The sequence below is a fragment of the Rhodopirellula sp. UH5 genome (assembly GCF_056839225.1).
The window spans coordinates 4,314,910-4,336,614 of the sequence record NZ_CM166390.1 but is presented as its reverse complement, the minus strand read 5'-3'; the positions used below and the strand labels follow the sequence as shown (position 1 = coordinate 4,336,614).

14 protein-coding genes are annotated in these 21,705 nt (G+C 57.6%); 7 read left to right on the top strand and 7 right to left on the bottom strand.

Going from position 1 to position 21,705, the window contains the following annotated elements:
- The 3 genes from UH5x_RS15470 to UH5x_RS15460 are packed head-to-tail and all read right to left on the bottom strand — an operon-like array spanning position 1 to position 4,681.
- On the bottom strand, positions 1 to 2,190 hold the full coding sequence (locus UH5x_RS15470) for an HlyD family efflux transporter periplasmic adaptor subunit (RefSeq protein ID WP_482632928.1): 2,190 nt from the start codon (positions 2,188 to 2,190) through the stop codon (positions 1 to 3).
- The gene (locus UH5x_RS15465) at positions 2,187 to 3,308 is read right to left on the bottom strand and encodes an efflux RND transporter periplasmic adaptor subunit (protein ID WP_482632927.1); all 1,122 of its coding nucleotides are present in this window, start codon (positions 3,306 to 3,308) and stop codon (positions 2,187 to 2,189) included. The genes UH5x_RS15470 and UH5x_RS15465 overlap by 4 nt, the downstream gene beginning before the upstream one ends.
- Complete coding sequence (locus UH5x_RS15460; RefSeq protein ID WP_482632926.1) at positions 3,308 to 4,681, bottom strand: efflux RND transporter periplasmic adaptor subunit; 1,374 nt, start codon at positions 4,679 to 4,681, stop codon at positions 3,308 to 3,310. The genes UH5x_RS15465 and UH5x_RS15460 overlap by 1 nt, the downstream gene beginning before the upstream one ends.
- A 260-nt stretch (positions 4,682 to 4,941) precedes the next feature.
- Between UH5x_RS15460 and UH5x_RS15455 the strand changes: the two genes are divergently transcribed.
- Positions 4,942 to 6,798 (top strand): TolC family protein, encoded by a 1,857-nt coding sequence (locus tag UH5x_RS15455; RefSeq protein WP_047812308.1) that lies wholly within the window; start codon positions 4,942 to 4,944, stop codon positions 6,796 to 6,798.
- Positions 6,799 to 7,095: 297 nt separating this feature from the next.
- Here UH5x_RS15455 and prmC read toward each other — a convergent pair whose 3' ends face one another.
- Genes prmC through rpmE form a run of 3 tightly spaced genes read right to left on the bottom strand, consistent with a single transcriptional unit; the run spans position 7,096 to position 9,313 of the window.
- Complete coding sequence (gene prmC / locus UH5x_RS15450) at positions 7,096 to 7,986, bottom strand: peptide chain release factor N(5)-glutamine methyltransferase (RefSeq protein ID WP_482632925.1); 891 nt, start codon at positions 7,984 to 7,986, stop codon at positions 7,096 to 7,098.
- Positions 7,987 to 7,991: 5 nt separating this feature from the next.
- The gene (gene prfA, locus UH5x_RS15445) at positions 7,992 to 9,074 is read right to left on the bottom strand and encodes a peptide chain release factor 1 (RefSeq protein WP_047812264.1); all 1,083 of its coding nucleotides are present in this window, start codon (positions 9,072 to 9,074) and stop codon (positions 7,992 to 7,994) included.
- Positions 9,071 to 9,313 carry a 50S ribosomal protein L31 gene (rpmE, locus tag UH5x_RS15440; RefSeq protein WP_047812309.1) on the bottom strand — a complete coding sequence of 81 codons (243 nt, stop codon included), beginning with the start codon at positions 9,311 to 9,313 and terminating at the stop codon, positions 9,071 to 9,073. The genes prfA and rpmE overlap by 4 nt, the downstream gene beginning before the upstream one ends.
- Before the next feature lie 453 nt (positions 9,314 to 9,766).
- Here rpmE and UH5x_RS15435 point away from each other — a divergent pair, with 453 nt between their 5' ends.
- From UH5x_RS15435 to UH5x_RS15425, 3 genes are all read left to right on the top strand, one after another.
- Positions 9,767 to 10,819 carry a DUF1559 family PulG-like putative transporter gene (locus tag UH5x_RS15435; RefSeq protein WP_482632924.1) on the top strand — a complete coding sequence of 351 codons (1,053 nt, stop codon included), beginning with the start codon at positions 9,767 to 9,769 and terminating at the stop codon, positions 10,817 to 10,819.
- 523 nt (positions 10,820 to 11,342) lie between these two features.
- Complete coding sequence (gene glgX / locus UH5x_RS15430; RefSeq protein ID WP_047812310.1) at positions 11,343 to 13,433, top strand: glycogen debranching protein GlgX; 2,091 nt, start codon at positions 11,343 to 11,345, stop codon at positions 13,431 to 13,433.
- A gap of 484 nt (positions 13,434 to 13,917) precedes the next feature.
- Positions 13,918 to 16,944 (top strand): FG-GAP-like repeat-containing protein, encoded by a 3,027-nt coding sequence (locus tag UH5x_RS15425; RefSeq protein WP_482632923.1) that lies wholly within the window; start codon positions 13,918 to 13,920, stop codon positions 16,942 to 16,944.
- A gap of 120 nt (positions 16,945 to 17,064) precedes the next feature.
- Here UH5x_RS15425 and ispH read toward each other — a convergent pair whose 3' ends face one another.
- Positions 17,065 to 18,015 (bottom strand): 4-hydroxy-3-methylbut-2-enyl diphosphate reductase, encoded by a 951-nt coding sequence (gene ispH, locus UH5x_RS15420; protein ID WP_047812266.1) that lies wholly within the window; start codon positions 18,013 to 18,015, stop codon positions 17,065 to 17,067.
- A gap of 291 nt (positions 18,016 to 18,306) precedes the next feature.
- On the opposite strand from ispH, the gene hpnC reads away from it, so the two are divergent.
- From hpnC to hpnE, 3 genes are read left to right on the top strand one after another with little or no spacing between them, the layout of a single operon-like run.
- Entirely contained in the window at positions 18,307 to 19,206 is a 900-nt protein-coding gene (gene hpnC / locus UH5x_RS15415; RefSeq protein WP_482636003.1) for a squalene synthase HpnC, read from the top strand.
- Positions 19,203 to 20,216 (top strand): phytoene/squalene synthase family protein, encoded by a 1,014-nt coding sequence (locus tag UH5x_RS15410; protein ID WP_047812267.1) that lies wholly within the window; start codon positions 19,203 to 19,205, stop codon positions 20,214 to 20,216. Before hpnC ends, UH5x_RS15410 begins: the two co-directional genes overlap by 4 nt.
- Positions 20,213 to 21,667, top strand: coding sequence for a hydroxysqualene dehydroxylase HpnE (hpnE, locus tag UH5x_RS15405; RefSeq protein WP_482632922.1), 1,455 nt, complete (start codon positions 20,213 to 20,215; stop codon positions 21,665 to 21,667). Before UH5x_RS15410 ends, hpnE begins: the two co-directional genes overlap by 4 nt.
- Positions 21,668 to 21,705: the final 38 nt, after the last annotated feature.

Genomic DNA, 21,705 nt, shown 5'->3' with positions numbered 1-21,705 from the left:
TCAGTTGTCCACGCGAAAATGGGTGGCAAACCAGTGGCGAGTCCGGTCCCACAGTGACGTCGCCTCCACCTGAATCACGGCCTCGATGGTCCAGTCGGAAGGCGGAGCGAAATCGAACGGTCGCTCATCAGGATCCAGTGCGATGGTGACTTCGTAGGTCCCGTTTTGCTCGCTTGGCCGCGTGCCGACTTGTGTGATTCGACCGTGCCAGTCTGCACCTTGCGGGAAATGCGTGACGGCGGTTTGCCCTTCTCGGACCCATCCAATTTCGGAAGCGTCCACGGGGACCGAGACTTGGTAAGCCACGTCCGAAACGATTTGGCAGATCGGAGTTCCGCTGCGGATCCAAGATCCAAGGTTGATCGATTCGGTCGGTTGACCGCTCCAATCGATTTGGGATCGTGATCGTTGCCACTGCGTGATGGGTTTGGGGGTGGTCGCGGCAATTCGGCCCGCATGGGGAGCACGGATTTCGCGGTGCTCCGATTCGGCTTGCACCGTCAGCCATTCGTCCCGTTTGGCTTGCAGAGCGAATTCGATCGTCGGGATGTTGGTCGAAGGTTGCTGGGATGCATTGGAAGTGGTTCGACTCATTCGAGTCCCCTTCAGGCGGGCTTCCAATTCCGCAATCTCTCCCTCAAGACGCTGAGTTTGAAGTGAGGACTTCCAGTCAACCAGTTTCGCGACCAGCCCGTTGGACTGGACGGCCTGTCCTGTTTCAGCAACCGATTCCAAGCGTCCCGCAGCCAAGGCAAACACCTCGGTCCGTTGGGCTGGCTGAATTTTCGCGGTTCCCTTCACACGGTGAGGAAGCGGAACCAGAAGCATTGCCAACAACAAGGTCGCAAGCACGCCGAACATCCATCGCGACCGTGTGCGAGCTTTCACGGGATTCAGTTCGCTTGGTGGACGGACGATGGGAGCGGCCCAGGTTTTCAACACGCGGTAGAGGATGAATGCGATGGCGGCCAGACCAACGGTCGTCGCGCCGATCGACGCGAGAAAGTGGAGGGCCAGCCAACCGATCGCTCCGAAGACGACGATCCGATAGAGCGTGCTGGCAATCGCGTAGGTGAGCAGTCCGACGGAGTCGCGGTCGTTCTGGATCGCCGAGGGTTGCGATTCGGACTCGTTGCGAATCGCGGAGACGCCCCAGAACCAAGCTCGCAAACGCGATTGCAACGCGGATCGTGAACGGGATGCGAGGTTCGGAACGGACGCCGCGTCGGACAGCAGGTAGTAGCCGTCGTACCGCATCAAGGGATTGCCGTTGAGAATCAGCGTGTTGACTGACGTGACCATCAACACAAACACCAGCACGTCTTGCGGGAGTCCAGGCATCGAATGGGACCAAGCAATCAGAGCGAGAGATCCCATCAAGCACTCGGCCAAAATTCCCGCGGCGGAAACGAGCATTCGTTTCCAGGGTTGCGGAATCAACCACGCATCGCTGACGTCGCAGTACAAACATGGGATGCCAAACAAAAACATCACACCCATTTCATGGCAGTGACCGCCGAACCATTTGCACGCGGTTGCATGGGCCAGTTCGTGAATCAACTTGACGCTTGAGATCACCGAGGCAAGGAGCACCCATGTGGATGGGGATTGCAGCGTCAGTGCGCTCTGCCGGATCGCAGGAACCAAGTGTTCCCAGTTGGCGAGCAGCGTGGCTCCCGATAGCAAAGCCCATGCAGAACCAGCCAGGACGAATGATTGGCGATGCTGTCGAACCAAGGCTCGAAGGAATTGAACGGGGCGATCAAGCCAGCGGTCGGGATCGACCAAGGGAATGCGGATCGCCAACGGGTTGCGAACCGCACGCTGCCAAAAGGATGCGTCTGGTTCGCGTCGTGCGATGAAAGTCGGGCCGGTCGCCGATGAGGTTGCGATCCAACCCTTTTGATAGGCTTGATTGACAAAGGCCTCGAAATCCTCGCGTGAAAGTTCGGCGGGAGCGAGCAGACGCTGGCAGTGCAGGTGAGCTTGTTCGAGCGTTCGCTGCCCGTCCAGGCTGTTCAGGATCGCGAATTCTTGCTCGTTGACCATCCACTGAGCGGAGGACCGATCGTTGGATCCACGCACCGAAACCAGCGGATCTCGGATGACCCACTGAAACGATTTGCCGACACGTATGGCACGGCAGAACAGATCCGGCCGCAATCTCGGCTGGATGGCGGCGGAACTCATTGTGTCGTTCCGGATTTGTTCGATGGCAGCAACAGTCGAGCCGGTGAACCAGGCAGCACGTTCCCGTCGGTGTTGTCGATTTCGATCCAGAATCGGGTTTCTCGGGTCAGCGGATCGACTTCGGGGCTAATGAATTTCGCTTCCCCCGAGCGTTGGATGGTTTCGCCGGTGGCAAGTTCGATGGTCAGCTTTGGTTTGGATTCATTGCGAAGCCAATCGATCCATGTGGCGGGCAGGTAGCCTTCGACTCGCAGACGATCCAGACGCACCACCCGGGCGATCGCTTCACCTGGTTGCACCCAGTCACCAACTCGGTGGGAAACCTCGACCACAATGCCATCGATTGGCGACTTCAGCGAGTGTTGGTCGACATTCTCAGTTGCCAGTTCGAGTTGCTGCTGTTTCAGCTTTTTCTTCAAGAGGACAACGTTCGCCGCTGCTTCGGCTTGTCGAACCGCGACTTCGGCCGAGCGGATTTTGGCTTGCAAAGCTGCCGCCGTGGCTAGGTCGATCGATTGTTCCAGGCGAGCGTTCTCTTGTTCGAAGATGGCTTGCCGGGTTTCCAGGGTTCGTTGTTCGTAGGCGAGTTTGAATTGATCGATTTCGGATTGGGAAACCGCGTCATCGAAGTTTTCCTTGGCGTTGACCGCCCGTGTCCATTCGCTCTTGGCGACCGCTTCCGCTTTTTGAGCGGCCAGCACACGGATGTCGTTTTCGGCAAGTCGTTTTTGGATGGCTGCGCCAGCTTCGTGTTCCTTGGCCGCGCTTTTTTGTTCTTCCAAGAAAGCGAGAGCCGCATCGACGTCCAGTGTTTGGGCCAGTTGGAAATCGACGATCGCGAGTTCTTGTTCGGCGGATTGTTGGTGCAGTCTGGCCGCCACATCATCCAGGCTTGCCAGCAGCGAGCCTTGTTCCACCCTGTCACCCTCGGCCACTTGGATCTTGATCAATTGACCGGGAAGTGTGGCCACGGCGGATCCCGATTGCACCGGGGTGACGATCAAATCGCCGATCCAAGCGGGCTGAGATGATTCGTGGGTATCAGGTTTCTCGTCCTGCGCCAGTCCGGATTGCGAGACGAAAAGGAGGATTCCCGCTGCGATGAGTGCTCGGTGCATTACCAAATCTCCCGAAGGGATTCGAACAGGGGACGAAAGAGAACGTAGGCGAGGCTTCGGCGGCCGGCAGCCACGTCACCGACCACGGTCGAGCCCATTGGTTGGTCGGTGAGACCCTCGAGCGTTGGAGGGACAGTGGAGATCACTTGAACGACCGATTGTTGATTCTGATTGGGAAGGACCACGGAACCGAGGTGTTGGATCTCACCCGTCCAGGTGACATCGGGATGGGCACGCAGGCGCAATCGGCAAGTCAAAGGGAGGTCATCCGATTGAGCCTGGAGGACGTGTCCAATGTACTGCTCGGACAGTTCCAGGTTGGCACTCATTCCGGCGGATGAATCCACCACGTCAAACAACCATTGGCCTTGGAAGACATCACGGCCGACCAAGGATTCTTCTTCGTCCCAGCGTCGAACTTGGCCTTGGACATCCGATCGGATCGACATCGATGCTTGCACGGACTGCAGCAACTTCAGTTGCTGTTCATACGACCGGATGCGTTCTCGAAGAACCAGTTCATTGGTCGAGGATTGCAGTCCGCCCGTGTTGGACGAACTCGATGGAGCGGATCGATCGGAGCGGATCGTCCGGCGTCCTGCCAGCTCGGCTTTCGCGGTCGCCAGATTGCCCGCAACCGTTTCGGTTTGCAGGTCGAGTTCATCGCTCCGCAGTTCGACGAGCAGGGTGCCTCGTTCAACTTGTTGCCCATCTTTGACGTGAACCGATACCACGCGGGCTGCGGTCGGTGCGAAGAGTCGTTGTTGATGAATCGGTACGAGGCTGCCTTCCACGGGAAGTCGCAAAGGGACTTGGACCACCAACAGAACCAAAGCGACCAGTGCAACGATGGCCGCCCAAAGTGCCCGCGAAGATCGATGTTTGAGTCGTGGCGAGGAAGCTTGGAACTGGTCAACGGTCTGCTGAAGGGCGGGAGCAAGTGTGTGACTGATCGATTGCCAATCCGCGCGAAGTTCGGCCGAGTCGACCTGCTGCGCCGACGAGTCAAAGGTTTCGAGAATCAAAAACGATGTCGCCTCGGTGGCGCCTTTGGCACGCAGCGGCAAGATCAGGATGGTTTGAGCACCGGAGTTTTCGCGATATTGATCCAGTTGGTTGTGAAAAATCGTGTCCGAGTCAGTCTCAGTCGATTCGTGAATTTGCGAAAGAATGGCCTGCCAATCATGAACAACGGGGGAGTCCAGCTCAATCTCGGATTGCACGGAGGAGCCGATCGGAACCCATTGGTTCTCTTGCCGGGCAAACCACAGGACTCGGTCGGCGCGTGTGTGGGCGACGATGCGATGACACAGTTGATACGGTGTCAATTCATCGGTCGGCGCGTGAGTCGGAGAGGGATTGGTGGCGGTCATCGTTGCGATCCAGAGCCGGTTTCACGATGGAAACCATTTCTCCAGTTTAACTAGCCGGTGCAAAGTCTCAGGTTCGATGTCCAGAGGCCTGGGGAAACATTCGCTGCTCCAATTGATTGAGATTCGCTCAATCCCGATGCACTGATCAGTCGAAGAATCCGGATAGTGCCAGTTGCATGAGTATTGCTGCTTGCGCACTGATTCAGTGGACACATCGAGAGGGATACGTGACCAGAAGTCGGCCCACAGCAGGTCGTGCGATGATTCGGTGGGCTTTGGCTCCTCGAGCTCGGCGGATTTTCTGCGCCGGTTGGATGATCATGGCGATCGCACCGGGATTGGGCTCGCTGGGGTGCCGTGCATCACGGGCATTGCCAGAAACGGTTGGCAACCGCACCGCTCACGTCGATCGGATCATGGCTCGCGTGGACGCCGGGGCACCGCCTGAGACGCTCACGACTCCCGTCATCGCACCGCTGACATTGCGAGATCCCGAGGCATTGGCCAAAGCGGATTATCGCGACCTGACGCTGCAGCAGACGCTCAATCAAGCGATGAGCAACAGCGAGGTTCTGCGAGACCTGAATGCAACAGTGTTGCGTGCCCCCGAGACGGTCACGACGGATGAGAGCCCCGGACTGGTTCAAACGGACCCACAATTGGGAATGGAAGCCGCACTCTCGGCGTTTGATGCGCAGCTCACCGCCGTGGGGACATGGCAGAACAACGACCGCCGGTTCAACAACCGATTCTTTGGCGGTGGTGCCAATGCGTTCCAGCAAGACTTGCATGACTACGTGTTGCAGTTGTCCAAGCGGACGGCGACGGGGGCGGAGATCAGTCTGCGAAGCATCACCGATTACGATGCCAACAATGCGACGGGCAACTTGACCCCCAGTGCTTGGCAAACGCAATTGCACGCCGAATTGCGGCAACCATTGCTGCAGGGCGGCGGGTTGGCGTTCAACCGAATCGCTGGGCCGGCGGCGTTGCCGGGTGTGTACAACGGTGTGTTGATCGCGAAAACGAACAGCGATATCTCCAACGCCCAATTTCGCGAAGACGCTCGCAACTATCTCAGCAACGTCATCAATGCCTACTGGGATTTGTACTTCGCCTACCGCGATGTCGACGCGAAACAAGAAGCAGTCGCTCGTAGCTTGGAAACGTGGCGAAGCTACGACGCACAGAAGTCATCGAACCGACGTGGCGGTTCGGCGGAAGCTTTGGCAAGAGAGCAGTACTACCGGTTTGTGTCGGAGCTACAAGACGCGATTGCGGGCAAGCTGATTCAGCGGACTCAAACCAACAATTCCACCTCCGGCGGCACCTTCGCGGGCGTCACGGGAGTCCAAGCGGCGGAGCGTCGTTTGCGGTTGTTGATTGGATTGCCGATCGCCGATGGGCAACTGCTGCGACCGGTCGACGAGCCCATGTCAGCTCCGTTGATCTTCGATTCTCAGTCGTTGGCGATTGATGCGTTTCGAATGCGAAGTGAATTGCAACAGCAGCGGCTGCTGGTCAAGCGTCGCGAATTAGAAGTCATCGCGGCGAAGAATTTTCAGTTGCCCACACTGGACTTGGTCACCACGTATCGGCTGCGTGGTCTCGGCAAGGATCTGGCGGGTAGCGATTCCGCGTTCAACGAGCTTGGAACCGGCGACTATCAAGAGTACGAGGCGGGAGTCGAGTTCCGAATGCCGGTTGGTTTCCGACAAGCACACGCCGCGGTGCAGCACGCCAAGATTCAGGTGGCGCGTGAACGGGCGGTGTTGCGAGAGCAGGAGCGGCAGATCACCCATGACTTGATGGCGGTGATCGCAGAGACAGAACGGGCATACGCCCAGATGGAAACCAACCTGAATCGCTACCTCGCTTCGAAGGACGCACTCGACGCTCTCGAGGCCAACCGCAAGGCTGGTTTGCCGATCAGCCTGGAGCAATTGCTCGATGCCCAGCGACGGCTCAACGAGTCACAGACTCGTTACCACTTGGCGATGACCGAGTACATGATCGCGGCCAAAAACGTGTACTTCGAATCCGGCACGCTGCTGGAAAACTGCCACGTCGGAGTCATTGGAGACACGGTCAAAGCGATGCCAGTTGCTTTCGAGTAATCGTCTGGTGGCTGTCAGTTGAGCGGAAGATCTTCGACCTCTCGGGACATCGATTTGATTGCTGGTGTTTTTTGGGTTTCGAGTTTCTTTGTTCCCCGGCTCTGCCTGGGAACACACTGTCTTGGAGGCTCCGCCTCCCGATTGTGTCTCAGCAGGCGGAGCCTGCAGTGCATTGCGTTCCCAGGCAGAGCCTGGGAACGAGAAAAAGCCTCGTTTATAAAATCGATGTCCCCGGGGACATCGATCAGCTCGCGTGCATGACCCCGGAGGGGGCAAAGAACCTCAGCGCGAACCGGTTCAGGCTTTTTGCATCGAGAGGATGCGTTCGTGGCCGGCGAGGTCTTTGATCAGGTGGATCTCTTGGTAGCCACCGTTTTGCTCGGCCAGTGTCTTGCAAGCACCCGCGATCATGGGGCTCAGTTCGATGATCAGTTGGCCGTCATCGTTCAGACGCTGGACGGAATCGTTGAGCAACCGGGCGATGATTTCGGTTCCATCGGGACCGGATAGCAATGCACCGCGCGGTTCGAATTCGCGGACGGTGGTTGGGAGTTCGTCGTACTCGGACTGGCTGATGTAGGGTGGGTTGCTGCAGATCACATCGAAGGTTTGGTCGGGTTCCAGCCCATCAAACAAATCACTTTGCAGCAGCGTGACACGATCGGAGAGCTTCAGGTTCTCAACGTTCCACTTCGCGATGTCGAGAGCGGTCAAGCTGATGTCGACGGCGGTGACCTGTGTCTTTGGCAGCGACTTGGCGATCGCGACCGCGATCGCTCCGCTGCCGGTTCCGATGTCGAGCACCGTTGGGTTGGGTCGGTCTGACAGGCGACCTTTGATTTGGTCGATGGCTTCGATGACCAAGTGTTCGGTTTCGGGCCGGGGCACCAACACATTTTCGTCGACGCGAATGGAGATCGAATAGAACTCGCGGTAGCCGACCAGTTGGGCGACGGGGGCACCTTCACCGCGTCGTCGGACGAGTTCGCGGAAGGCGACGCGTTGTTCTTCTTCCGGGACTTTGTCGAACGCGGTGTACAGTTCGATGCGTTGACAACCCCGCGCGTGAGCGAGCAGGATTTCCGCATCCAATCGCGGGGACTCACTGCCTTTTTTACGGAAGAAGTCGGTCGTCCATTCCAGCAGACGCATGACCGTCCACGGGGTGTCGTTGCTGGTTTCAGCCATAGAGTTCAGTCAATCATGTCGCCGCGGAGTTGATCGCGATCGTATTCGATCAACGCTTCGGTGACAGGATGAAGATCGCCCGCGATGATTTGATCGAGTTTGTAAATCGTGAGGTTGATGCGGTGATCGGTCAACCGATTTTGCGGGAAGTTGTAGGTGCGAATGCGTTGGCTTCGGTCGCCGGAGCCGATCAGTCCCTTGCGAGCTTCGGCTTGCTTGGCCGCTTCTTCTTCTCGCTTCTTTTCGTAGATGCGAGCCTTCAAAACCCGAAGGGCTTTGGCCAGGTTTTTGTGTTGGCTTTTTTCGTCTTGGCATTGCACGACGATGCCAGATTCGTGGTGCGTCAGACGCACGGCCGAATCGGTTTTGTTGACGTGCTGGCCGCCGGGGCCGGAGGCACCGAAGAAGTCTTTGCGGTAGTCGTCTGGTTTCAGATCGATTTCCACGTCTTCGGGTTCGGGCATCACCGCGACGGTGGCGGCGGAGGTATGCACGCGGCCTTGCGTTTCCGTTTCGGGGACGCGTTGGACGCGGTGCCCGCCGGATTCGTACTGCAGGTCACGGAAGACGTTGTCGCCTTCGAGCGTCAGGGTGATGTCTTTGAAGCCGCCCATTTCGGTCGGGCTGGCGTCCATCACCTCGGTTTTCCAGCCCACCTTTTCGGCGTAGCGGGTGTACATCTCGTACAGGTCACGAGCGAAGAGCGCGGCTTCATCGCCACCGGTGCCGGCGCGGATTTCCATCACGCACCGTGTGCGGTGAGAGTCTTCCCCGCCAACGGTCAGCGACAGCAGATCTTCCCAGATGGTTTCTCGCTCCTTGCGAAGCGTCTCCATCTCGGACTCTGCCATTTCACGTTCTTCCGAATCCTCGGCTTCAGCCACCATCGCCACGCACTGATGGATTTCATCCGTCAGGCGTTTGAAGGATCGATACTGGTTGGCCAACCGGTTCAGTCCACCGTGTTCTCGTGCCGTCGCGCTCATGCGAGCGCCGTCGGAGAGGACGTCCGGGTTGGACATATCGCCTTCGAGTTTCTCGAAGCGAGCCAGTTTTTCCTCGAGGATGTCGCGGATGGACCCGCTCATTTGGTGGCTTTCTTGCCCTTCTTTTGCAGTGATCCGTAGGTGCCAGCAGCAAATTTCTTCTGGAACTTGTCGATCCGACCAGCGGTGTCAACGTATTTCAGTTTGCCGGTGTAGAACGGGTGGCACTCGCTGCAAATGTCGATTTTCAGCTCGGGACGCGTGCTGCGGGTGGTGAAAGTGTTGCCGCAACCGCAGGTGACGGACGTTTCTTGGTAGTTGGGGTGAATGCCGTCTTGCATGACGTTCAAACTCGAGCCAATGAGGGTGTTACGACGGTGGATTTCGACAGAACCGTCGGTCAAGTGAATTCGCTGTCGGTCGAATCCCAGATGTTACGTTAAACCAGGTGGTTTGTTCAAGGGCGAGGCTCCCAAACACGGGACAAATCCCCTGCGTGCAGGTGGATCAATCGGATGCCGTTGATCGAGGGGGATGCGTATTGAGTGTTTTCGCCCCCGAGGGTTTGATAATGCGAGTCGGTCGCATTAGAGTCCCCCTCCTTCGCTTTCAAAAGCTAGCCAGCCAATGAAAAACGCGTCGATGTCCAGCAATCCGAGCACTTTCGAGAGGGAATCCCCTCGAAACGTTGGAACTTGCGTTCGTGAGCACTCGTTGGATTGCTCCTTCATCGGTCGTGACTTCTCGCCAGCCATGCTTGTTCTTCATCGAAAACCTGTTTTCGGGACAATCGCATGCGCTCGGTCGCACCTTCGGAACCATCTGGCTTGAATTTGTCTGACTCTGCCTCGCGATCAAGGGCGGGGTTCACGTTGGTGGAACTGTTGGTGGTGATCGCCATCATCGGCGTTTTGGTGGGGCTGTTGTTGCCCGCCGTCCAGGCCGCCCGGGAAGCTGCCCGACGGATGAGCTGTGGCAACAATTTGAAGCAAGTTTCCCTGGCGATTCACAACTACGAGTCAGCCTACAGGAAGTTGCCGCCAGCTTGGACCAATCCGGGGCAAGGTTCGGGGTGGTCGATGCAGGCCCGAATTCTTCCGTTCCTGGAAGAATCCGCTTTGTCGGAAGGCGTCGATTTCAGTCGCGATTACGGTGCGTCCTACCTGACGATCGATGGCGTTCAGGTTCCGACATCCTCGTTCCGGGTGGCTGCCTATCAATGTCCCAGTGATCCGCGAGATGAGCCCCGCCACGGATCATCCGGCCCTCAGTATTACAAACTGAACTACGCGACCAACGAAGGGGTTTGGTTCGTGCTGGACGAAGCCACCGGTGCGGTGGGCGATGGGATGTTCGTTCCCGGCCGCTACCTTGGTTTTCGCGATTGTTTGGATGGGACCAGCAACACGATGGCGCTTGCCGAAGTCAAAGGCTGGACGCCTTACGCTCGCGACGCGAAACAAACCGGGACGATGACGATGCCGGTGAACACGGACGAGATCTGTGCGCTCGGCGGCGACTTCAAAACCGAAACCGGGCACACGGAATGGATTGATGGCCGTGCCCACCAGGCCAGCGTCACGACCGTGTTTTCACCCAACAAGAAGGTTCTGTGTGAAATTTCGGGGGTGGAGTACGACATCGACTTCACCAACATGCGCGAGGGCAAGTCGCCACCGGCGGGGGTTCGCACCTACGCGGCGGTCACCTCGCGAAGTTACCACCCGGGTGGCGTGCACGTGTCGTTGTTGGATGGCTCGGTTCGTTACATCACCGATTCGGTCGAACTCGAGCTCTGGCAATCGATGTCAACGCGAGCCGGGCATGAAGTGATTCAGCTTCCGTGAACAGGTTGGGATTGCTCAATGGCAAGCCCAGCGTTTCAGGGCGGAATCTGGACCGGTAACTGTTCGCAAGGGAAGAACGAGCGGAGCCCTTGACTGCGGGCCGCCGTGTTCCCACCTCTGGCACTTGGATGCAGGATATCATAGGGGTGTCACACGATTTTAAATTACCTTTGAGGGAGACGTTTGAGAGCGACTGGAATGAATGGTTGTCGGATTCGTCCAATCCTTCTGGATGGGACCGGAATAGTGTTCTGACCTGCACCATACGGTGTGTCGGAACAGCTTGCCTCGATGAATCGATCGATTCGTTTGGTGCAAGGAGTTTCGTCTTGGGGCAGATTTGATCCGAGGTGGTGGGTTTCGCCTGCCGATGCGTGATCGAGTGCTAGGGTTGAGCGGACAACTGGAACAATGCCTGACCGGTTCGTCACGAGTGTGCCCAGCGACTTTTCGCCGAGCACACGATGGTCTCGAAGGACCACGGCAACCAAATCAGGCCAGCGACTCAAGGAGCGATCTCTACATGCTGATGCGACAACCGTGCCCCGATCTTCAGTTCGCCTACTCCCCTCCGTTCGGAGCGACGCTCACGGAGAAGGGAGTGCAGTTTTCGGTCTTCAGCCGTTCCGCAACCGAAATGCGGTTGTTGCTGTACAACAAGGTGACCGATCGCGAACCAGCTCAAGTCATCGACTTTGATCGGGAAACCGATCGCTGGGGGGATGTCTGGAGTTTGCACGTGCCGGGGCTCGAAGCCGGCCAACTTTACCACTTCCAAGCCAGCGGACCGTGGGAACCTGAAAACGGTCACCGGTTCGATTCCACGGCTCGGTTGATCGACCCTTACGCGCAGGCCCTGGCGGGAACCTACCAAAAGCAGACCGATGGCGTTGTGCGTCCACCGAAGTGCGTGGTTGTCGATGGCACGTTTGACTGGGAAGGCGATCGGCACGTCCGACGTGACGTCAGCGAATCCATCATCTACGAAATGCACGTTCGTGGATTCACCAAGAGCAAGACTGCCAAGGTCAAGGCTCCTGGGAGCTACCTGGGCGTGATCGAGAAGATCCCGTATCTGAAATCATTGGGTGTCACCTCGGTGGAGTTGATGCCGGTGCATGAATTCCCCATCCGGGACCCCCAAGGCAAGAAAATTTCGCGGCCGAACTATTGGGGCTATGACCCCATGGCGTTCTTCGCGCCTCACCGTGGTTACGCGCATGACTCGGCGCCCGGTGCTCAGGTCAACGAATTCAAACAAATGGTCAAAGCCCTGCACTCCGCGGGGATCGAAGTCATTCTGGACGTGGTCTTCAACCACACCTGTGAAGGCAACGAACAAGGACCCACGCTGTCGTTCAAGGGACTTGAGAACCAAGTCTATTACATCCTTTCGGAAGGCCAGCACTACTGCAACTACAGCGGTTGTGGCAACACGATCAACGGCAACCACCCCGTTGTTCGCGAGATGATTTTCCATTGCTTGCGACACTGGGTGCACAACTATCACATCGATGGTTTCCGATTCGACCTGGCCAGCATCTTGAGTCGCGACCGGAACGGGAACTTGATTCCCAACCCACCGATGGTGGAACTGATCGCGGAAGATCCCATGTTGGCGGACACGAAGATCATCGCAGAAGCCTGGGATGCAGCCGGTGCCTATCAGGTCGGTAGCTTTGGCAATCACCGCTGGGCGGAATGGAACGGTCGCTACCGCGACGACGTGCGAGGTTTTTGGCGTGGCGATGCGGGAACGCTCGGGCCGATGGCAACTCGTTTGGCCGGTAGCAGCGATCTGTACCAGCATGCCGGGCGTCCCCCGTCTTGCAGTGTGAACTTGGTGACCACGCATGATGGTTTCACCATGAACGATTTGGTTTCGTACAAAGACAAGCACAACGAAGCCAACGGCGAGAACAACAACGACGGCGACAATCACAACATCAGTGACAACTACGGTGTCGAAGGTCCGACGCGCAAAAAGGCGATCGCCACGATTCGCAGTCAGCAAGTCCGCAACATGCTGGCGACGTTGTTGACCAGCCAAGGCGTGCCGATGATCGTCAGTGGCGATGAAGCTCGCCGAACGCAGAAGGGCAACAACAACGCCTATTGCCAAGACACGGACATCTCCTGGTTCGATTGGCGTTTGGTTGAAAAAAACGCGGACCTGGTACGGTTCGTCAGCGCATTGATTGAGTTCCGTAAGAACCAACCCACCATTCGTCGCCGGGAATACTTGACCGGGCAACCAGTCGATGGCCGGAAGGTACCGGACGTGTCATGGTACGGGCCGTCGGGGGATCCATTGAACTGGGATCAAGGCGAACTGGCGATGGCGGCGTACATCGCTGCTCCGAGCCGCATCGACGATCCAGAAGGTTTGGGACGCGACGTGATCTTGATGTTCAACAGCACCGGGGATCACCGTGACTTCCACTTCCCAGCGATTGCTCGCGGGACGCAGTGGAATTTGTTTGTCGACACGGCGGCACCATCGCCGGACGACGTTTATCCCAATGTCGACGGGCCGATGCCTCCGAACAACCGGATTGTGGAAGTCGGACGCCACTCGATGCGGATCTACGTTTGCAACGCGGAACCCAAGTAGTCCGGTCACGGACATGATTTGAAATTTGAATCCGCCTTCCTCGTTGCTTCGTCAGGAAGGTGGATCGCACGGCCGCCAGTCGGCCGCTCTTCTCTGGCAATCTATTCAACAGCTTTTCAACGATCCGCGGCGGGAGAAAACCCGTCGCGGATCGCTTCGTTTGTGGCTGGTCGGCTATCATCGTGGCATGCAGCCAACGGTTTTCTTGACGACCTTCTTCGCGGTGAAGCAAACGCCGCTGACGAAACCCCGCTTCCCATTGGGAGATCGTGCAGTGGATGGACGCCGCTTTTCAGCGGGGTTCCGCAGGATGCACCTCCTCCGAAACGAAGTTGGGGGGAGGTCGAGCGACGTCGTTCAGGCGTACGCGAGGGAGGGGGCGAGAGCATGGGATCGCAGCGTGAATTGCCCTCCCCCGGAAATCTCGCTGAACGCGTCGTTTTCCGACCCCTCCCGTTTCACGGGCGGAGTTCTCAGGCGGTGCATGCACAGCACTTCGAAACAGCGCGACCTCTTGGTTGGCTGGTGTTTGGGGGTGCTGTTGCTTGGTGGTTGGATGGGGTGCAAACCGGCACCGACCCAACCCGTTGGTTCGGTCGATAATCCCCCGCCTGCTGTCGGGCAACCGTTGAACCCGCGAGAGCAAGTGGCTCAGCATGTTCAAAGCGGTCGGTTGACGGAAGCCATTGAATCTCTGGATGAGTTGATCGCGACGAAACCGTCCGATGGATTGGCACTGGCATCGCAGGCGGCCAGTTTGGCTTACCAAGCAGGCGATCCGGCCGACGCGGTGAAACGACTTCGTGATTTGATTCAGGCTCATCCGCAGAACGTCGAGTTGCGTCGAGATTACGCGGGGTTGCTGGCTCAGCGTGGGTACCGATTTGATGCCAACGAGCAATACCGAGTGCTTGCCGGACGAGTCGCCTTGAGCCCACCGGAATTGATCGGTTTGATCTACCCGCATCGCCCTCAAGTGAACTTCGAATCCAAGCCTGACGTTCAAGACCGGGAAGCGGTGAAACGCAAAGGAGTTTTGAGCGTGGTAGCCGCGCTCCGCAGTCGTGGTGACTTGCAAGAAGCCATCGATGTGTTGGTCACCAGCGACGAAGTCGATGACAACGATCCAGCCGTCCTGGCAATGCTTGGTTGGCTGTATGCTGCCGCCCAACAAGAAGGCAACTGGATTGATTGGGCGACCAGCAGCGACTCGGTGCGTGTCAGCCGGTACCCCGCTTATTGGCTCGCGTGGGGAACCGCGTTGCGAGATGGAATGCTTGTTCCGGAGGAGCAGGAGTCCTCTGGCCAACTCGGCAATTCAACCGAATTTGCCGTTCGATGTTTCTTGGAGGCCATCCGCCGTGAACCGCACAGTCAAATCGCTTGGGACAGTCTGGCTGCCTCGTTGGATGTCTTGAAAGCGAAAACGGAAGTGGATTCCGATGCGGTGGAACAACGCCCGCTCGAAGAAGCTCGGGAACGTGTCAGCGAGCGATTGTTGCAACTCGATGAGACTCAGTGGTTGGCAAATCAGATCTGGAATTCACAGGCCAGTCCCCTGTCCCGTGAAGAGCAAACGGAGATGTTCGAACGGTTGACGGGCATGCTGCAAAAACAAGGTTGCCTCGGGGAGGCCCTGAGTTGGCAACTGCTGCTGGCATCGATGCAGCCATCAGGTGATTGGAAAGAGCTTCGACAAACGGTGCAGTCCACGTTGGCGAAGTATCCCAAAGGGATCGACGAAGCGGAGTTGTTGGTGGGATTGGATGTGAATCAATTTGCCGACCAGAGCAATGAGTGGATCACCGCATTGAACCAGCGATCACGGGTTGAGTTGCCTGGGACGGAACCGGGGCCAATGCAGGTGGACGCAGTCAGGGCTCGATTGGTCAATGTTGCCCAGGAATTGGGAATGGATTTCCGGTGGTTCAATGCCACGGATCCGGTGAAGTCGGAGTTCCGATTGCACGAGCCCTTGGGCGGGGGAGTGGCCTGCCTTGATTTTGATGCGGATGGTTGGGTGGATCTGTATTTCAACCAAGCCGCCGGTGAGGCAACCACTCATTCCGGTGCCAAACCCAACGCTTTGTTTCGTCAGTCGGATGGCAAGTTGGTCGACGTGGTGATGCCATCTGGCAGCGATGATCGTCGCTACGGCCACGGGGTCACGTCAGGCGATTGGAACCAGGATGGATGGCCGGATTTGTTGTTGGCGAACTTTGGCGAAAACGTTTGGTTGATCAACCAAGCCGATGGGACGTTTCAAAAACGGCTTGTCTCTGACTTTGATGCGACCTCTCCAGCGGCACCCGATGCGTTCACTCTGTCGGCTGCCATCGCAGATGTGACAGGCGATCATTTGCCAGACCTGATTTCAATTCAGTACATCGATGATCCCGAGGTGTTGAGGCCGATTGAAAGGAAACCTGACGGATCGCCGGTGAAGCTGCCCGGGCCTCTGCACTTTCAGCCCGCTTCCAGTGAGGTATTGGTTTCCGATGGGAAAGGGGCGGGGGAGTCTTTGCCTTTGGGTAACGAAGGTCATGGCCCCAGCACGGGGATGGGATTGATGGTCGCGGACTTGGATTCCCTGCCGGGGAATGAGATCTTTGTTTCCAACGATCAGCGAGCCAATCACCTTTGGTTTCGTGCCCCAGGCGAAGATGGGACGTTGGCATGGGGAGACCAAGCGGCCATTCGCGGTGTCGCGGTTGGTCCGGGAGGCGACATGAACGCGTGCATGGGAATCGCGATGGCGGATTTCAATCGCGATCAGAAATTGGATTTGCACGTCAGCAATTTCTACGACGAATGGGCCAACCACTTTTGCCAAACGAGCGCTGGGATGTTTGTCGATCGCGCCGTCGTGTTTGGTGTGGATCGGTTGACATCACGCATGACGGGGTTTGGAGTGCAGGCGTTGGATTACGACAACAATGGCTGGGATGATTTGTTGGTCGCCAACGGTCATGTGGAAGACCTCAGGGACCGCGGAACACCGTTTCAGATGAAGACGCAGTTGTTGGTCAATCGAGGCCAGCGATTTGAGTCCGCTGAAATGAACGATCCGAAAGGCGACTGGGAACGAGCTCGCCTGGGCCGCGGCGTGGCAACGTGCGACTTCAACCGCGACGGTCGATTGGACGCCGTGGTCACCTATGTGGACGCTGCTGCGGAACTGCTTCGAAACGAAACCGAGTCCGTTGGCAACTTCCTGCAACTACGGCTGATCGGCACGCAATCCGAACGTGACGCGATCGGGGCTCGGGTCGATGTGAGATCGGGAGAGGAAGTTTGGGCCGGAATGGTCGCGACGGGTGACGGCTACGCCTGCCGCAACGAAGCGATCCTGCACTTCGGATTGGGGGACGTTTCGTCACTGGATTCGATCACCGTGACGTGGCCAACCGGGGAGGTCCAGCGATGGGAAGCGAGCGAGAGCAAGCCCATCGATGTCAATCAACGTTTTTGCATCGTTGAGGGATTGGAGGAACCGTTCGAAGATCAGTGAGAGAGAACTCAACGGCTTCGATTTCGCTCGTTGAGTTTATCGGAGCGAAATGTGGCATCGGCTTCCAGCCTGTGGGGTGATCCATCACAGGCTGGAAGCCGATGCGACTGATTCAGACAATCATTTTGCGGCGGCTTGTTCAGCAGCGAAAGCCCGCAGGGGTTTGGGCAGCGGGAATTGAACGTCTTCTTCTCGGACGACTTGCGTGTCCACGACGGCGTCGAAGTGGTTCTGCAACCATTCGATCGTGGATTGAACCACCGATTCGGGAGCGCTTGCACCGGCGGTGATCAGCACGTTGTCCTCGTTGGAAAACTGATCCACGGCCAGATCTTGTGGGCCGTCGACCAGCATCGCACGTTTGCCTTGTTCCGCCGCCAGTTCGCGCAGTCGTTGACTGTTGCTGCTGTTTTGGCTGCCGAGGACAACGACCACGTTGGCATCTTCACGCAGCAGTTTGACGGCTTCCTGTCGGTTCTGGGTCGCGTAGCAGATGTCGTCTTTGGGTGGCGAGTGAATCTCTGGGAAACGCTCGCGAAGACGGCGAATGACTCGCCCGGCATCATCGACTGACAGAGTCGTTTGGGTGAGGTAGGCCAGTTGGGTGTCAGGTTCAAATTCCAAGCGATCGACATCAGCTTCGTCTTCGACCAACACGATCGCTTCGGGAGCTTCGCCCATGGTCCCGAGCACTTCGTCGTGACCTTCGTGCCCGATCAAGATGATTGTGTAACCCGCCTTGGCGTACTTGATCGCTTCCAGGTGAACCTTGGTGACCAACGGGCAGGTCGCATCGAGGGCGTGCAGTTTGCGGGCCTGCGCGGCCTTGCGGATTTCGGGCGAAACACCGTGAGCGGAGAACAGCAGCACGCCCCCTTCCGGAACTTCTTCGATGGTGTCGACGAAGACGGCCCCTTTTTCAAGGAAAGTCTTGACCACGAACTGGTTGTGGACGATCTCGTGGTAGACATAGACCGGTGGGCCGAATTTCTGCAGCGTCAGATCCAGTGAATCAATTGCCATGTTGACTCCAGCGCAGAAGCCTCGGGGAGCCGCCAAAATGATTTTCATGGGAGTTGGATTTCTGAGTTTGCTGGGGGGCGTCAACCATTGGACGCCGGCCGTGTTTGTTCTGGGGAGTTGGTCATCGGCTAGAATAACCGCAGAAGCCCCAAAACGTCCAACGGCTCGATTCCCGCTTTGTTCACTGACCCGCGTGGTCGACTCCAATCAGGTAAGTCCTTGCCCACTGTCAGCACCTTCGGCCGCAACCAGGAATCTTCCCCGGGAGAAGACCACGCCGAGCGAACTGCTAGCAAAATCATTCTGGGAGAGGATGGACACGGCTGTTTTCGAGATGCACTGTCCGATTCGCGTGCCGAGTGCCGAGCCATCGCCCGGGCCAGCCGCGAAAATTTTCTAGTGGCGACGTGTTTGTTGCCGCGAGTCTTTCGCCAGCCCTTTTACGATTTGTACGCCTTTTGTCGCACCGCCGATGATCGGGCCGATGAATCCGGGACGCCCGAAAAAGCCTTGGCGGCCCTGCGGGAGTATCGCCAGGCCGTCGCTGACATGTACTCCGTCGAGGAAGAGGGGGGGCAGAACGAAGGCATCTTCGTGGCGCTCGCCGACACGGTGCATCGGTATTCCATTCCGCGACAACTGCTGGACGATTTGCTCGATGCATTCACTCAAGATCAAACCACGAACCGCTACGAGGACGAGGAGCAGTTGCTCGACTATTGTCGGCGATCGGCCAATCCGGTTGGTCGGATGATCCTGCGGTTGGCGGACGCGGACACGGAAGAAAACGGATTGGCATCCGATGAGATCTGCACGGCACTGCAATTGGTGAATTTTTGGCAGGATGTTTCGCGGGATCGGTTGATGGGGCGGGTTTACATTCCGGAATCGATCATGCAGCGGTTTGGGTTTGACGGAAGCGAGATTCGCGGCGGTCTGGCACCAGGGCAGACGACTCCGGTGGCGATTCGTGAGGCGATCCAGTTTCTGTGCCAGCAAACACGTGCGAGGTTCCATCGAGGCCTGCCGCTCGTTGATCGCGTGCCGACCTGGCTGAGTGCGGATTTGCGATTGTTTGCCGAAGGTGGCTTGGCAACCATCGATGCCATCGAATCTATTGAATTCGACATTTTGCGGGTCCGGCCTGTCGTCCGACGCTCAACCCAAATGCGGTTGCTCGGACGTGCGATGTGGCTGCGTTGTTGGTCCGGACGTGCCCGCACGGGAGCAACACAATGACAGCCGAATTCAAACAGTTGGTGTCCAGCTACGCTGCCGTGCGACGGATTTCACGTCAATCGGGAAGCAGTTTCTATCGTTCGTTTTGGTTGTTGCCACGGCAGAAACGCGACGCCATGTCGGCTTTGTATGCCTTCGCGCGTGTGACGGATGATTTGGGTGATTGCGACGAGCCGATGGCTTTGCGACGGAGTTGGCTGCAATGGTGGCGGCAAACCACCGCGATGAATTTGATCGGTCAGGGGAACCAACCGGTTCGATTGGCGGATGGCCTTGAGAACCTCTCTCCGAATGCGTCAGTGGATTTGGTTCGGCATGCGACCGACATCATGCCCGCGCTTCGTCACGCTGCGAATCGATATGAGATCCCATCTCGCTACCTGCTGGAAATCATCGATGGCGTGATGGCAGACCAGCAGAAAAACCGGTTTGATACTTTCGAGCAGTTGGAACACTACTGTTACTTGGTTGCGTCTGCGGTGGGGATCGCGTGTCTGCACATTTGGGGATTTCGATCGCCTTTGCCGATGCAAGCGGCGGTCGACTGCGGGTTGGCCTTTCAGCTGACCAACATTCTGCGAGACGTCAGCGAAGATGCCGCTCGCGGGAGGATCTATCTGCCTCGCCAGCATTACGAGCAGCATGGTTTGGAAGAAGACGATTTATTGCATCCACGCCGAGACGCTCGATTGCGTTGCTTGTTGCTGGATGAAACACGCCGCGCGGCAGAGTTGTTTGAGTCGGGATGGCGTGTGTGGGATTCGTTGCACGAGGATGGCCGTCCGATGTTCAGCATGATGTGGCGAACCTATCGAAAGTTGTTGCAGCGAATCATGGACGATCCCGACGCTGTTGTTTCGCGAAGGGTTTCGTTGGGGATGCGAGACCGGATCGGGATCGTGTCCAACCACTTTGTTGGCCCGCTGTACCGACGACTTCCTGTTCCGCCGTTGGAGTTGACGACTGGGGAAGGCCGCCGTGTGTCGACGCATGGCAATGACCCGGCATGACAAAACACGTGGTTGTGATCGGAGGCGGAATCGCTGGGCTGTCAGCTGCCGAAGCGCTTTCTCGCACGCAAGCATTTGGGCGTGGTGAGTTGCAGGTCGAGTTGTTGGATTCACGCCACCAAACCGGTGGCCGTGCGGGCTCGTTCGTGGAACCCACCACGGGACAGACGGTGGATTATTGCCAGCACGTTGCGATGGGGTGCTGCACGACGTTGCTGGACTTGCTTCAACGCCTGGAGTTGTTGTCGCAATTTCAACGGTACGAAGAACTGACGTTCTATCATCCTCAGCATGGGTTCAGTCGTTTTCGTCCGAGTCCTTGGTTGCCACCGCCGTTGCACTTGGCATCCAGCTTGTCATCGCTCAAGCATTTGACAGGCAGCAACCGACGGCAGATTCGTTCGGCTTTGTGGCGTCTGATGCGGAACCAAGAGAGCGATTTGATCGATGTCACGGCACTGGAATGGTTGCAAGCCAACGGTCAAAGCGAAGACACCCGAACGAAGTTTTGGGATGTGATTTTGGTCAGTGCCTTGGGGGATGTGCCGCAGCGAGTGTCGATGGCTGCGGCCCGAAAAGTGATGATCGACGGATTCGCGGGTGCGAGGGATGCAAGTGACGTTTGGGTGCCCAAACGTCCGTTGTCTGAGATTTTTGGGGAATCGTTTCGAGAGCCTTTGTCGCGACGCGGAGTTCGGTTTGAACTTGGAAACGCAGTCCGTGGTATGCGTTGGGACGAGGGGAGTGAGCGTTGGATCATCGAGCGTTCGAGCGGTGAATCTCGGACTGCGGATCATGTCGTCGTGGCGACGCCCTGGCATGTCAGTCGTCGCTGGTTTCCTGACTTGTGGGGGAAGCAGGCGGGGCTGACTCCTTCGGAAAAGGAGGATTGGGAGTTGCCGTTTGCGTCGTCACCGATCACGGGCATTCATCTCTGGCTGGATCGTTCCCTGACTCCTCTGCCTCACGTGGTGATGGTGGGAACGTTGGCGCAGTGGTTCTTTCAGGAACCGATCGAGCAGGCCGAGCAATCCTCCCGTGCCGAAGGGGTTTACCATCAAGTGGTCATCAGCGGACGACACGCGGGGAGTGAATGGCCCAAAGAGAAGTTGGTCGCCGAAGTGGTGCGTGAGTTGTCACAGGCGTTCCCCGAATCAGGGACGCCTCAGATTCGGAAGAGCCGCGTTGTGACGGACCCGCACGCTGTATTTTGTGTCAGCCCGACGACTCAGGGGTGTCGTCCTGAATCAAAAACGTCGCGTGCGGGGCTTCATTTGGCCGGGGACGCGGTCGCTACGGGATGGCCAGCGACGATGGAGGGAGCCGCGATCAGTGGTCAAATGGCGGCGAAGTCAGTGGTTGAGTCACTGGGACAACAAGTTGAAAATGAGGGGATCGAAGTTCCCGTTGGACTGAAGCGAGGTTGGCTGGCTCGCCGATTGATTCGGTAGCGGGTGAACGCAGACGCAAGGGCTCGCGTGCAAGTGTC

Coding starts and splice junctions, on each gene's coding strand:
- prfA (WP_047812264.1), bottom strand. CDS start 9,074: ATGAGCGGGTCCATCCGCGACATCCTCGAGGAAAAACTGGCTCGCTTC.
- prmC (WP_482632925.1), bottom strand. CDS start 7,986: ATGGCTGAAACCAGCAACGACACCCCGTGGACGGTCATGCGTCTGCTG.
- UH5x_RS15435 (WP_482632924.1), top strand. CDS start 9,767: ATGCGCTCGGTCGCACCTTCGGAACCATCTGGCTTGAATTTGTCTGAC.
- ispH (WP_047812266.1), bottom strand. CDS start 18,015: ATGAAAATCATTTTGGCGGCTCCCCGAGGCTTCTGCGCTGGAGTCAAC.
- UH5x_RS15465 (WP_482632927.1), bottom strand. CDS start 3,308: ATGCACCGAGCACTCATCGCAGCGGGAATCCTCCTTTTCGTCTCGCAA.
- UH5x_RS15460 (WP_482632926.1), bottom strand. CDS start 4,681: ATGACCGCCACCAATCCCTCTCCGACTCACGCGCCGACCGATGAATTG.
- rpmE (WP_047812309.1), bottom strand. CDS start 9,313: ATGCAAGACGGCATTCACCCCAACTACCAAGAAACGTCCGTCACCTGC.
- UH5x_RS15425 (WP_482632923.1), top strand. CDS start 13,918: ATGCACAGCACTTCGAAACAGCGCGACCTCTTGGTTGGCTGGTGTTTG.
- UH5x_RS15455 (WP_047812308.1), top strand. CDS start 4,942: ATGATTCGGTGGGCTTTGGCTCCTCGAGCTCGGCGGATTTTCTGCGCC.
- hpnE (WP_482632922.1), top strand. CDS start 20,213: ATGACAAAACACGTGGTTGTGATCGGAGGCGGAATCGCTGGGCTGTCA.
- UH5x_RS15410 (WP_047812267.1), top strand. CDS start 19,203: ATGACAGCCGAATTCAAACAGTTGGTGTCCAGCTACGCTGCCGTGCGA.
- UH5x_RS15470 (WP_482632928.1), bottom strand. CDS start 2,190: ATGAGTTCCGCCGCCATCCAGCCGAGATTGCGGCCGGATCTGTTCTGC.
- glgX (WP_047812310.1), top strand. CDS start 11,343: ATGCTGATGCGACAACCGTGCCCCGATCTTCAGTTCGCCTACTCCCCT.